9 protein-coding genes, 1 tRNA gene and 1 pseudogene are annotated in these 12,601 nt (G+C 68.0%); 10 read left to right on the top strand and 1 reads right to left on the bottom strand.

Going from position 1 to position 12,601, the window contains the following annotated elements; genetic code table 11:
- Position 1: 1 nt before the first annotated feature.
- Positions 2-523 carry a DUF3830 family protein gene (locus AN215_RS15775; RefSeq protein ID WP_070013629.1) on the bottom strand — a complete coding sequence of 174 codons (522 nt, stop codon included), beginning with the start codon at positions 521-523 and terminating at the stop codon, positions 2-4.
- 129 nt (positions 524-652) lie between these two features.
- Between AN215_RS15775 and ehuB the strand changes: the two genes are divergently transcribed.
- From ehuB to glxA, 10 genes and pseudogenes are all read left to right on the top strand, one after another.
- A complete protein-coding gene (gene ehuB / locus AN215_RS15770; RefSeq protein ID WP_079123095.1) occupies positions 653-1,588 on the top strand; it encodes an ectoine/hydroxyectoine ABC transporter substrate-binding protein EhuB in 936 nt (311 codons plus the stop codon).
- On the top strand, positions 1,585-2,337 hold the full coding sequence (gene ehuC, locus AN215_RS15765; RefSeq protein ID WP_070013628.1) for an ectoine/hydroxyectoine ABC transporter permease subunit EhuC: 753 nt from the start codon (positions 1,585-1,587) through the stop codon (positions 2,335-2,337). Before ehuB ends, ehuC begins: the two co-directional genes overlap by 4 nt.
- On the top strand, positions 2,334-2,984 hold the full coding sequence (ehuD, locus tag AN215_RS15760; RefSeq protein ID WP_070013627.1) for an ectoine/hydroxyectoine ABC transporter permease subunit EhuD: 651 nt from the start codon (positions 2,334-2,336) through the stop codon (positions 2,982-2,984). The genes ehuC and ehuD overlap by 4 nt, the downstream gene beginning before the upstream one ends.
- Entirely contained in the window at positions 2,974-3,789 is an 816-nt protein-coding gene (gene ehuA / locus AN215_RS15755; RefSeq protein ID WP_070013626.1) for an ectoine/hydroxyectoine ABC transporter ATP-binding protein EhuA, read from the top strand. The genes ehuD and ehuA overlap by 11 nt, the downstream gene beginning before the upstream one ends.
- Before the next feature lie 831 nt (positions 3,790-4,620).
- On the top strand, positions 4,621-5,379 hold the full coding sequence (locus AN215_RS15750; protein WP_070013625.1) for an IclR family transcriptional regulator: 759 nt from the start codon (positions 4,621-4,623) through the stop codon (positions 5,377-5,379).
- 83 nt (positions 5,380-5,462) lie between these two features.
- Positions 5,463-5,536 (top strand) — tRNA-Lys (locus tag AN215_RS15745).
- A 266-nt stretch (positions 5,537-5,802) separates the two neighbouring features.
- On the top strand, positions 5,803-6,396 hold the full coding sequence (locus tag AN215_RS15740; protein ID WP_070013624.1) for a lytic polysaccharide monooxygenase auxiliary activity family 9 protein: 594 nt from the start codon (positions 5,803-5,805) through the stop codon (positions 6,394-6,396).
- 314 nt (positions 6,397-6,710) lie between these two features.
- Positions 6,711-7,854, top strand: a pseudogene (locus AN215_RS30400) (winged helix DNA-binding domain-containing protein).
- Between the two features lie 406 nt (positions 7,855-8,260).
- Positions 8,261-10,276, top strand: a complete 2,016-nt coding sequence (locus AN215_RS15725) for a glycosyltransferase family 2 protein (protein ID WP_079123094.1) — start codon at positions 8,261-8,263, stop codon at positions 10,274-10,276.
- The gene (gene glxA / locus AN215_RS15720; protein ID WP_070013621.1) at positions 10,273-12,264 is read left to right on the top strand and encodes a radical copper oxidase GlxA; all 1,992 of its coding nucleotides are present in this window, start codon (positions 10,273-10,275) and stop codon (positions 12,262-12,264) included. The genes AN215_RS15725 and glxA overlap by 4 nt, the downstream gene beginning before the upstream one ends.
- The last annotated feature ends 337 nt before the right edge of the window (positions 12,265-12,601 follow it).

Here is a 12,601-nt window from a genome sequence, read left to right as displayed (position 1 = left end):
CTCAGGCCCTGCGGAAGTTGAGGGTCTCGCCGAGAGCGCCCGCCCGCCACAGGTCCTGGCAGGCCTCGGCCATCGCGTCGAGGCCCTCGACGACCGCACCCCAGACGATGCCGGGCACCCACCCGGCATCGCCGTTGATCAGGAGGTTGTTGCGCTCGTAGAAGAGCGCGAGGTCGATGACGGTGGACCGGGTGGCGTGCGCGGCCTGGGCGCCCCGCTGCTCGGCCGCCGCCTCGTAGCCGTACGACGCGGTGTTCAACTGCGTGTCGGTGAAGGTGAAATAGCACAGATCACCCGGAATGGGAGTGATCGTCGGATTCTCCAGCGGCGGCTCCTCCGGGGCGAACGGCGGGATCAGCGCGTAGATCTCGTTGCGGGCGTACTTCGCGTGGTAGACGTCTCCGCCCAGCGGCAGCGCGTTCCACACGGCTTCGCAGGTGATCGGGGCGCGGTCGTCGAGCAGCTTCGCCGTGCAGCTGACTCCCCGCTTGTCCAACGACACTTCAATGAACCGCTCGGCCATCGTGCCTCCGCGTCGTGCAGTGGTGGTTCGTACGTGTCAATGGTGGCGCAGCGGTCAAGCCCACAACGAGCAGGTCAAGGGCTGAAAACGATCCGCATATCTTCAGGGGGCCTGGGTAGCTGCGCGCCCATGGCTCCACCACGAGGGAACAACACCGGAAATGCCGGGAAAACCGGCAGAAGTCTGGGCCGCCGTTCGATGCTCGCGGGAGCGGCATCGCTGACGGCGCTCGGAACGCTGGGCACCACCACTGCGTGCAGCCGTGTGTCCAGCGCCGATACCGGAGACGGGGGCGATCTGCTGGAGAGACTGAAAGTACAGGGCACGGTCAAGCTCGGGATCGCCGGCGAGCAGCCTTACAGCTACATCGACACCGACGGCAAGCTGACAGGATCCTCGCCCGCCATCGCACGGGTCATCTTCCGGCGGCTCGGCATCGAGAACGTCCAGCCGCTGCCCACCGAGTTCAACTCGCTGATCCCGGGCCTGAACTCCCAGCAGTTCGACGTGGTCGCCGCCGGCATGTACATCAACCCCGACCGGTGCCAGCAAGTGCTCTTCGCCGACCCCGAGTACGAGATGAGGGACGCCTTCATCGTCCGCAAGGGGAACCCCAAGGGGCTGCACACCTACAAGGACGTCGCCGAGAAGGGCGCCAAGATGGCCACCGGCGTGGGCTACGCGGAGATCGACTACGCGGTGGACGCCGGCGTCAAGAAGAGCGAGATCAAGCTCCTCCCGGACCAGCTCGCGGGGCTGCTGGAGGTCCAGGGCGGCCGCGCCGACGTCTTCGCGGGTACGGCGATCACCGTCCGCAACGTCGTGAAGCAGTCCAAGAGCGGAAAGACGGAGTACACCGACGACTTCGTGCCCACCCTGGACGGCGAGCCCGACCTCGGCACGGGTGCCTTCGCCTTCCGCAAGAGCGAGAGCAACCTCCGCGACGCCTTCAACGAGGAGCTGCAGAAGATGAAGAAGAGCGGTGAGCTCTTCCGCATCATGAAGCCCTTCGGGTTCGTCGAGCAGGAGATGACGACCAAGACCGCGAAGGAGCGCTGCAAATGACGGACCTTACCTGGGGTCTGTGGGAGCTGCTGCTGAACGGCGTCTGGCTGACAGTCCAGCTGACCGTCCTCAGCGCCCTGCTCGGCGCCGCCGTGGCGTTCGTGGTCGGGGCGGCACGCACCCACCGGCTGCGCTCCGTGCGCTTCCTCTCCGGTGCCTACATGGAGATCTTCCGCGGCACCTCGGCCCTCGTGCTGATGTTCTGGATCTTCTTCGTGCTTCCGGTCGCCTTCGGCTGGCAGCTCCTCCCGATGTGGGCGGCGGTCCTGGCGCTCGGCCTGTCCTACGGTGCGTACGGATCGGAGATCGTGCGCGGCTCGCTCGCCGCCGTGGCCCCGGCCCAGCAGGAGGCGGGCATCGCGCTCAGCTTCAGCCCGTGGCAGCGGCTCACCAAGATCGTGCTGCCGCAGGCGTGGCCGGAGATGATCCCGCCCGCCAACAACCTGCTGATCGAGCTGCTCAAGGGCACGGCCCTGGTCTCGATCATGGGCGTCGCGGACATCACCTTCGGTGCCTCGCTGGTGCGCAACGCGACCGGGCAGAGCGCCCCCGTCTACACGATCGTCCTGGTGATGTACTTCGTGCTCGCCTTCGTCATGACCCGGGGCATGCGCGTACTGGAGCGGCACGCCAAGGCCGGTGTCGGTCAGGCACCGCCCGCCAAGAGCTTCGGTGTACGGCGCCAGGTCACCGTGCCGCGTCAGGCCGACGCCTCCCGTGACGTTCCCACCACCGGAGGTGCCTCATGAGCTGGGACTGGTCCGCGGTCAGCGAATTCATGCCGCGCCTGTGGGAAGGCGTGCTGCTCACCCTCCAGGCACTGGTGCTGGGCTCGCTCATCGCCTTCGCGCTGGGTCTGGTCTGGGCACTGGCTCAGCGGTCGAGCCTGAAGATCGTGAGCTGGCCGGTGACGGCCGTCACGGAGTTCATCCGCAACACTCCGCTGCTGGTGCAGCTGTTCTTCCTCTACTTCGTACTGCCCGAGTGGAACATCACCCTCACGGCACTCGTGGCCGGCGTCGTCGGCCTCGGGCTGCACTACTCGACGTACACGGCTGAGGTCTACCGCGCCGGCATCGACGGTGTGCCCGTCGGGCAGTGGGAGGCGTGCACGGCTCTCAGCCTGCCGCGCAGCCGCACCTGGAGTGCGGTGATCCTGCCGCAGGCGATCCGTCGCGTGGTGCCCGCGCTGGGCAACTACGTCATCGCGATGCTGAAGGACTCGCCGATGATCGCGATCATCGGCGCACTCGAAATGCTGGGCCAGGCCCGGCAGTTCAGTGCCGAGACCTTCCAGCCGACGGAACCGATCACTGTCATCGGCATCGTCTTCATCCTGATCGCATACCCGGCATCCCTGCTGATGAGAGCCCTGGAGCGTCGACTTGTCCACTGAGAGCAGCACTTCGAAGGAAACCAAGAACCCGGCCGTCGACGGCAGTGAGCTCATCGAGTTCAAGGACGTCACCAAGCGGTTCGGCAGCAACGTCGTACTCGACAACCTGTGTTTCGACGTCTCGTCCGGCAAGCACGTCACCCTCATCGGCCCCTCGGGGTCCGGCAAGACCACGATCCTGCGGCTGCTGATGACGCTGGTGAAGCCGGAGGAAGGCACCATCAAGGTCGCCGGCGAGTACCTTACGCACGAGACGAAGAACGGGAAGCTGGTGCCCGCGAGCGAGCGCCACTCCCGCGAGGTGCGCAAGAACATCGGCATGGTGTTCCAGCAGTTCAACCTCTTCCCCAACATGAAGGTGCTGCGGAACATCACCGAGGCGCCCGTCCATGTGCTGGGCCTGTCCAAGGACGAGGCGGAGCAGCGCGCCCGCGAGCTGCTCGAACTGGTCGGCCTGACCGAGCACATCGACAAGTACCCGAGCCAGCTCTCCGGCGGCCAGCAGCAGCGTGTGGCCATCGCCCGCGCGCTCGCCATGCGTCCGCAGGTGCTGCTGCTGGACGAGGTCACCTCGGCGCTCGACCCGGAGCTGGTGGCGGGTGTGCTGGACGTCCTGCGGGACATCGCGCACACCACGGACATCACCATGCTGTGCGTCACCCACGAGATGAACTTCGCGCGTGACATCTCGGACGACGTGCTGATGTTCGACGAGGGGCGGGTCATCGAATCGGGTTCGCCGGAGAAGATCTTCAGCGAGCCGGAACACGAGCGCACGAGGGAGTTCCTGAGCGCGGTTCTGTAGGGCGTTGGCGCCTGGCGGCGCGGCTCAGCGCAGTCCATGGGGCCGTACCCGGTTTGCCGGGTACGGCCCCGCGTGTGTTGGCGGTGCGTGTGTTCGCGTGCGGTGGGTGGGTGGTGGCGGGTGCGTGCCGCTCCGGGAGCCAGTCCGGACGGGCATGATTTCCCTCCCTGAACCGGTACGGGCTGTCGTGCTGCCTCCCATATACCGGTCCGCAAATCACTTCCCCACGCTTCGCTGGGGAGACCCCAAGGGTGTCCGGACGTGCCTCCCTGCGCGTCCCGCCCCCTCCCCTCCGCCGGCGGCTCCCCGCCGGTGGCCCCAGTCAGTTGCCTCTTCCCTCCGGGCAGTCCCGGTGCCGCTCTCAGACCACTCCACGGCCCAACGGGCCCCTGAACGCCGATGGTTGGAGCCGCAAGGCACGTACACGTGCCGAAAGGTCCGCACGGCAGCGATCCCCCACCCATGTGGAAACCACGAGGGGAAAGCCGCTAGGACGACCGGAGGGGGTGGGACGCGGAGGCGGTGGCTCCGGGAAAATCAAGCGCGATTTGCGGACCGGTATATGAAGGGCAGCACGACAGCTCGTACCGGGTTCAGGGAGGTAAATCGTGCCTTCCCGGAGCCGCCGCCGCAGCGGCACGCACCCGGAACCCCGAACACACGCACCCCGAAGCGCACACGCGGCGGGCCCGCGCGCCAGCGCAATGACGCATATGCCAAATAGGGGCAACGCCCCCCTCCCGCGTGCCCGTTGACCGTTATCGTGAGAAGCGGACGTGACCGGACGCGACGGTCACGACGCAAACGGTCACACCTCCAGGGAGGCCCGTCGTGGCGCTGAAGCCGGAGCACACCGCACCGTTCCACTCAGTGCGGTACGCGCTGCGTGTGCTCGAGGCGATCGCGGCGCACCGCGACGGCGTCACCGAGGCGGACCTCTCACAGGAGACCGGGCTGCCTCCGGGCCACCTCGCACATCTGCTGGCGATGCTCTGCCGGGAGACGTACGCGGAACAGCTCCCGGACGGAAGCTACGTCGTGGGTGAGTCACTCGTGCTGCTCGGCTCCGGCGGCGACCGCGAACGGGCCCTGGACGAGCGCCTCCAGCGCACCCTCGCCGATCTGCGCGACACCGTGGGCGCCGCCGTCTACCTCAGCCGCTACAAGGAGGGCGAGCTGGAGGTCACCGGGTACGCGGACAGTCCCATGACGCCCGCCGTCAACGAATGGGTCGACTTCCGCTCGGCGCTGCACGCGACAGCCATCGGAAAGTGCCTGCTGGGCCAGCTCGACCACAACGGCCGCAAGGACCATCTCTCACGGCACCGGACGGCACGTCTCACCTCCCGCACGATCACGGACGAGACCCTGCTGCTGAACACTCTCGACCGGCAGCCCCCGACCGTCCCCGTACTGGATCTGCAGGAGTACGCGGTGGGCACGGTGTGTGCGGCGGTCCCCGTCACAGCCGGGGCGTCGGTGGGGTGTCTCGCGCTGTCGCTGCCCGTCGAGCACGCGCACCGGCTGCGTCATGCGGCGGAGACGCTCAGCCGCCGGGCGGCTCCGGTGATGCTGTCGCTCGCCATCTGACCGTTCTCCGCCATTTGATCATGGTCATGAGCACCCCTGCGGAGGGGGTAGTATTTCCTGCGTCGGTCTGCGCAGACCGACGGGCGCCGTTAGCTCAGTTGGTTAGAGCAGCTGACTCTTAATCAGCGGGTCCGGGGTTCGAGTCCCTGACGGCGTACAGCGAAAGACCGGAAGCCCTCCGCATGAGCGGGGGGCTTCCGGCGTTTCCGCGCCCGCTCTTCCCCGCGCACGGACGAAGCTGCGCTCCCGGCCCCGCCCTCCCGGCCTCCGACCACTGCGTTTCGCGCCGTCGGCTCCATGCGTCCCTGGCGTACGGCGAATTGGTCTGGACATGGCTGGATGAGCGCGCTACATTCGCCGCCTGGTCTAGACCGTTGGACGTCACGTGCGCACTCCACCCCCCCCACGATCAATTGGAGAAACATGCGCAAGAGGATCGCAACAGCCGTCGTGGCACTGGGACTTGGCGGCACCGCCATGCTCTTCGCCGGTGGCTCGGCACAGGGGCACGGCTTCAGCACCGACCCCACCAGCCGTCAGGCGAACTGCGCCGACGGCAAGGTCACCGACTGCGGAGCCATCCAGCATGAGCCACAGAGCGTCGAGGGCCCGAAGGGCTTCCCCGAGGCGGGCCCGGAGGACGGCACCATCTGCGCCGGCGGCAACGACAGCTTCAAGGAGCTCGACGACCCGCGCGGCGGCGACTGGCCGGCGACCGAGCTCAAGGCGGGCGCGGACCACACGTTCAAGTGGACGCTGACGGCCCGGCATTCGACGACGGACTTCCAGTTCTTCGTCACCAAGGACGGCTGGGACCCGTCCAAGAAGCTCACCCGTGCCGACCTGGAGCCGAAGCCGTTCCTCAAGGTCGACATGAACGGCGAGCAGCCCCCGGCCGAGTGGACCGGCGAGGGCAAGCTGCCGGAGGGCAAGTCGGGCAAGCACCTGATCCTGGGCGTGTGGAACATCGCCGACACGGCGAACGCCTTCTACTCCTGCGCCGACGTGAAGTTCTGAGCCTGCGGGCGGCGTGACCGCGGGATGTGAGTTCCGCGAACTCCCCGATCCCCCGAGGGACTTCGCCGGGCCCCCGCGACACCCCCGCAGGCCCCATGGGGAGCCCCGGGACCCGAATTCCCGGACGGCCCCCGGAGGGAGGGGCCCTGGCCCGGCCGTCCACCGCGCGACGGCGGGCCGGGCCCCGACCCGGGACCGGGCCGGCCCGCCGGTCCACACGGTCCGCTGACCCGCCGGTCCGGCACACCTGAGAACGCCCCGCCCCACGGCCACGCCGCGTGGCGCACCCGGATCCGGTCCGACAGACTCACCCCATGCATCCCGCCACCCTCACCAGCAGGGCACTCGGCCGCGCCCTCGTCTCGCGTCAACTGCTCGCCGGACGCGAGGGAATGACCGCCCTGGAGGCCGTCGAGCATCTGGTCGGCATGCAGGCGCAGGCGCCGAAGCCGCCCTATTTCGGGCTCTGGTCACGGCTGGTGGACTTCCGCGCCGAGGAGCTGTCCGCTCTGCTGCGCGACCGGCACGCGGTACGCGTCAGCGTCATGCGCGGCACCGTCCACCTGGTGAGCGCCGCGGACTGCCTGCAGCTCCGGCCGCTGACCCGCGTGATCTACGAGCGTCTGATGCGCGCCGCCCACGCCAAGCGGCTCAACGGATCTCGACCCGTGGGACGTCGCCGGTGCCGCGTCGGCCCTGCTGCGCCAGGAGCCGCGCACGGCCCGCGACCTGGGACGCCTCCTCGGCGAGCGCTGGCCGGACCAGGACCCGGAGGCCCTGTCGCGGGCGGCGCGTGCTCTGTGCGACGTGGTGCAGATTCCGCCGCGCGGGCTCTGGGGGCGCTCGGGGCAGCCCACATACGCACCCGCCGAGCAGTGGCTGGGCAGGCCCCTGTCGACCGGGCCGGCCGTCGAGACCGTACTGCTGCGCTATCTGGGCGCGTTCGGGCCCGCGTCCGTCATGGACGCGCAGACCTGGTCGGGGCTGACCCGGCTCGGCGAGGTCATGGACCGGCTCCGTCCGCAGCTGCGTGTCTTCCGGAGTGAGAGCGGCAGGGAGCTCTTCGACCTGCCCGACGCTCCGCGGCCCGACCCCGGGCTGCCGCTGCCGGCGCGGTTCGTCGCCGAGTACGACAACCTCATCCTGTCCCACGCGGACCGTACGCGTGTGATCAGCGACGCCACCCGCAAGCTCGTCGCGAGCCGCAACGGCCAGGTGCCCGGCACCGTGCTGCTGGACGGCGAGGTGCGCGGAATGTGGAAGGTGGAGCAGCCGCGGAAGGCGGCGGTGACCCTCACCGTCACCCCCTTCCACCGCAAACTGACCGCCGCCGAGGAGCAGGAGCTGGCAGCCGAGGGCGAGCGGCTGATGTCGTTCGCCCTGCACGGCGGCGAGGAGGTGCAAGCGCCGCCCGGCACGGAGGAGTTCACCGTGATCTTCGCGGACGCGGCGGCCTGAGGGGGCGGGGCACGAGGCGGGCCGGGTTCGCGAACTTACTCACAGATCACACACAACGCGTCCATTTCGATGACACCTCCGTCACAGAGAACCCGGATATCACACCGCTATAGGGACGAACTGCCCCATTTCGCCCTTGCGTTCGGGCCAGTAGTCGGAGAACCTACCGACGTCTACGGCCGACGTGCGGTTCATCGAATCGACGGTCGGCGAGCGGGCACGGCCTCACCCACGGGCCGGCGCCCCAGGCGCCGCCCGGACGGCAAACCGAGCTCTCCGTGGAACCGGGCGCCGCCCACCCGCAGTCTCAGTACGGAGCAGCCGACGCCTGCCGCGCCGGGGGGGCGCGGCAGGGACGCAGGAAGTACGACCACACGCAGCCTGCTGCGTTCAGGGGGAATGACCCATGACCTCGACCGGGTCCGGCGACCGACAGCCAGAGTACGTCGGCGACCGACAGCCGGGACACGCCGGCCACCGAGCGCCGGAACACGTGCAGGCCGACGACGACCCGGCACGGACGACGCAGCTGCGCATTCCCGAGCACGTCAGGCAGAGACGGGGCACGCTCGGCCGGGGGCTGCGCTGGACGCCCAAAGAGCTGCCGCGCTACGACTACGAGCACTACAGCCGCCTCGCCGGTCCGCTCCGGCAGCCCGACAAGGACAAGCCCTACCGCGTCCGCTACCGCAGTCTGCTCTCCGACGAGCCCCACCGAATACGCGCCGCCACCCTGCTCTGCTTGGCACCGCTTCTCTCGGCCGGCCTGCTGGTGTGGCTGATGCAGCCCCAGCACTGGACGCGGCGCGACGACGGCGCCGTCTCCGACCTGGTGCTCAAGCTCGACATCGTGATGCTGGTCTCGATCGGCCTCATCGAGCTCTTCCGTACCCTCAACGTCCTCTCCAACGCGCACGCCACGCTCGTGGCGCGCGACCCCGTGCCCGTCGTGCCGGAGTCCGGCACCCGCGTCGCCTTCCTCACCTCCTTCGTTCCCGGCAAGGAACCGATCGAGATGGTGACGAAGACCCTCGAAGCGGCGGTGAAGATACGCCATCGCGGCCTGCTGCACATCTGGCTACTCGACGAGGGCGACGACCCGGAGGTCAAAGAGGTCTGCCGCCGCCTGGGCGTGCACCACTTCACGCGCAAGGGCGTGCCCCGCTGGAACAAGAAGAAGGGCCCGCACCGCGCGAAGACCAAGCACGGCAACTACAACGCCTGGCTCGCCGCGCACGGCGACCACTACGACTACTTCGCGTCCGTGGACACCGACCACGTGCCGCTGCCCAACTACCTGGAGCGGATGCTCGGTTACTTCCGCGACCCGGACGTCGGCTTCGTCATCGGCCCGCAGGTCTACGGCAACTACGACAACTTCGTCACCAAGGCCGCCGAGAGCCAGCAGTTCCTCTTCCACGCGCTCATCCAGCGCGCCGGGAACCGCTACCACGCGCCCATGTTCGTCGGCACCAGCAACGCCGTACGCATCAAGGCCATCAAGGGCATCGGCGGCCTGTACGACTCCATCACGGAGGACATGGCCACCGGCTTCGAGATGCACCGGGCCAGGAACCCGGAGACCGGCCGCAAATGGCGGTCGGTCTACACCCCGGACGTCCTCGCCGTCGGCGAAGGCCCCAACGCCTGGACGGACTTCTTCACACAGCAGCTGCGCTGGTCACGCGGCACGTACGAGACGATACTCAAGCAGTACTGGCGCGGCCTGTTCACACTGCCGCCCGGCAAGCTCTTCAACTACACCATGCTGATGATCTTCTACCCGATCTCGGCGCTCAACTGGATACTGGCGGCGCTGAGTTGTGCGCTCTTCCTGGGCCTGGGCGCCTCCGGTGTGCAGATCGACCCGACCATCTGGATGGCCCTGTACGGCAACGCCTCGGCGCTGCAGATCGGCCTGTACATCTGGAACCGGCGGCACAACGTCTCCCCCCACGAGCCTGAGGGCTCCGGCGGCCTGGCCGGAATGCTGATGTCCGCGCTCTCCGCACCGATCTACGCCCGTTCCCTCTTCGACACCGTGCTGCGCCGCAAGAGCAAGTTCGTGGTGACCCCCAAGGGCGACTCCGCCAGCCCGGACACCCTCTTCGGCACCTTCCGCATCCACCTCTTCTTCATCATCATCTTCGGCGGCTCGCTGGGCGGTTCGTTCTACCTGGGCCACGACCACCCGGCGATGATCACGTGGGCCGCGCTGGCGCTGCTGATCACGGCCGCGCCGATCATCGGCTGGCGCTCCACCGTCCGCGCGGAGAAGAAGAAGCGGAAACAGCGCAGGCACCGGCACCGCCAGGGCGGCCCGTTGCCGCCGCCGCCCGACCCGGCGGACGGGGGCGGCCAGATGCCCGCGACGCAGCAGCCCGTACCACTGCAGACCGCCCCTGGGGGACGTGAAAGATGAAGTACCGACCGAGCCGGCGTACCCGCCGCACAGCGATAGGCGCGGCCGTGGTGCTGGTGATCGCCGGGTTCAACGGGCCCGCGCTCTACGGCATAGCCTCCGAGAAGTACCACGACTACAAGATCAACCAGCCCGAGTACAAGGCGGAGAACGGCCACTGGAAGACCGTCCAGGTCCCGGAGAAGTACCGGATCAACACGATTCACGCCGCGCTGCTGCACACCGGGAAGGTGCTGCTGGTGGCAGGTTCCGGCAACGACGCCAAGCAGTTCAACGCGAAGACGTTCCGTACGGTCCTGTGGGACCCGGTGAAGAACACCTTCAAGAACATCCCCACGCCCAACGACCTCTTCTGCGCCGGGCACACCCAGCTGCCCGACGGCAAGCTGCTCGTGGCGGGCGGCACCCGCCGGTACGAGAAGCTCGGCGGCGACGTGAAGAAGGCCGGCGGCCTGATGATCATCCACAACGAGAACCCGGACCGCGCCAAGACCGTCAAGGCGGGCACCCGCTTCACCGGCCGCAAGAACGGCAAGACCTTCGAGGCCAAGGACGCCGTCCTCGTGCCGCGCGCCAAGAAGAAGACCAACCCCGCCACCGGCAAGGTCGAGGTGACCCCCAGCGTCGCCCGCGTGTACGTGGAGGCCATCAAGCGCGGCAAGAAGTACCAGACCGGCACCGAGGACAACTACCGGCTGAGCGGGCTGCGCGGCGCCGAGCGCAGGAACATCTACGGCATCGCCCAGAAGCTCTCCTTCGACAAGAAGGACTTCCAGGGGATCAAGGACACTTACGAGTTCGACCCGGTCGCCGAGCGCTACCTCAAGACCGACTTCATGGACGAGGCCCGCTGGTACCCGACGCTGACCACCTTGGAGGACGGCAAGGTCCTCTCGGTCTCCGGCCTGGACGACATCGGCCAGGTCGTCCCGGGCAAGAACGAGATCTACGACCCGCAGACGAAGAAGTGGGAGTTCCTGCCCCGCAAGCGGTTCTTCCCCACCTACCCGGCGCTGCATCTCACCGACGACAACAAGATCTTCTACTCCGGTGCCAACGCCGGCTACGGCCCCGCCGACAAGGGCCGCACCCCCGGCCTGTGGAACCTGGAGACCAACGGCTTCCGCAAGATCCCGGGCATGAGCGACCCGGACAAGCTGGAGACGGCGATGTCCGTGCCGCTGCCGCCAACCCAGAGCCGCAAGTTCATGGTCCTCGGGGGCGGCGGCGTCGGCGAGTCGAAGAAGGCCAGCGAGAAGACCCGCATCGTGGACCTGAAGGACCCCGAGCCGCGCTTCCAGGACGGACCCGACCTGTACGCGAAGGCCCGCTACCCCAGCAGCGTCATCCTGCCGAACGACAAGGTGCTGACCACGAACGGCTCTGGCGACTACCGCGGCCGCAGCGAGAGCAACATCCTCAAGGCCGAGATCTACGACCCGGCGGACAACACCAAGAAGCCCGTCGCCGACCCGATCGTCGGGCGCAACTACCACTCCGGCGCACTGCTGCTGCCCGACGGGCGCGTGATGACGTTCGGCTCCGACTCGCTCTTCTCCGACAAGGCCAACACCAAGCCGGGCAAGTTCGAGCAGCAGATCGACATCTACACCCCGCCCTACCTTCACACGAAGGGCGAGCGGCCCGAACTCGAGAACACCGGCCGGGGCGAGCAGACCGTACGGCTGGGCGGCACGGCCTCCTTCAACAGCAAGGACGCCGGTTCCATCAAGAAGATGCGCCTGGTCAGACCGAGTTCGTTCACCCACGTCACCAACGTCGAACAGTCCTCCGTCGCGCTGAAGTTCAAGAAGAGCGCGGACGGCGTGACGGTGAAGCTGCCGGAGGACCCGTCCCTGGTGCCGCCCGGCTGGTGGATGGTGACGGCAGTCGACGACAAGGGGAAGCCGTCGAAGTCGGTGTGGCTGAAGGTACCCCGCACGGCGAGCGCGCAGGCCCCCACGACGACGCCGCTCTCCCCGCCGTAGGAGCCGGTCCGTCCGCTTCACCCGTTCCCGCAGCGGCACTCGGCGGAAGCGGGTGGAGCGGGGGGCGCGTGAGCACCGCTTCGTCACGGAAAGTGATCGTTTCGGAGCGCTCCGAACCACCCGGACGGAGTGTGAGGCGACCCACGATGCCGTCACGCTCATCAGCCAATATCCTGCTATGAACCGCTTCGGGCTCCCGTTCAGCGGAACATCAAGGCCCGATAACGGTCGCATCAACATTCCCAGGTCTCACATCTCGAGTGATCCAAGCCACTTGTGGTGATCGCTGTCCGTGATATGAACTGGCGATCTGGCTTATGCGCGGCCTACTCCAGCA

This window comes from Streptomyces abyssalis, from assembly GCF_001751365.1.
Classification (GTDB): domain Bacteria; phylum Actinomycetota; class Actinomycetes; order Streptomycetales; family Streptomycetaceae; genus Streptomyces; species Streptomyces abyssalis.
Note: the sequence above shows the minus strand (reverse complement) of the source record. Positions and strands in the feature narration are given on the sequence as shown.

Excerpts from the sequence above, each read along its gene's own strand:
- ehuB (WP_079123095.1), top strand. The coding sequence starts at position 653 with ATGGCTCCACCACGAGGGAACAACACCGGAAATGCCGGGAAAACCGGC.
- AN215_RS15740 (WP_070013624.1), top strand. The coding sequence starts at position 5,803 with ATGCGCAAGAGGATCGCAACAGCCGTCGTGGCACTGGGACTTGGCGGC.
- AN215_RS15725 (WP_079123094.1), top strand. The coding sequence starts at position 8,261 with ATGACCTCGACCGGGTCCGGCGACCGACAGCCAGAGTACGTCGGCGAC.
- ehuD (WP_070013627.1), top strand. The coding sequence starts at position 2,334 with ATGAGCTGGGACTGGTCCGCGGTCAGCGAATTCATGCCGCGCCTGTGG.
- AN215_RS15775 (WP_070013629.1), bottom strand. The coding sequence starts at position 523 with ATGGCCGAGCGGTTCATTGAAGTGTCGTTGGACAAGCGGGGAGTCAGC.
- ehuC (WP_070013628.1), top strand. The coding sequence starts at position 1,585 with ATGACGGACCTTACCTGGGGTCTGTGGGAGCTGCTGCTGAACGGCGTC.
- glxA (WP_070013621.1), top strand. The coding sequence starts at position 10,273 with ATGAAGTACCGACCGAGCCGGCGTACCCGCCGCACAGCGATAGGCGCG.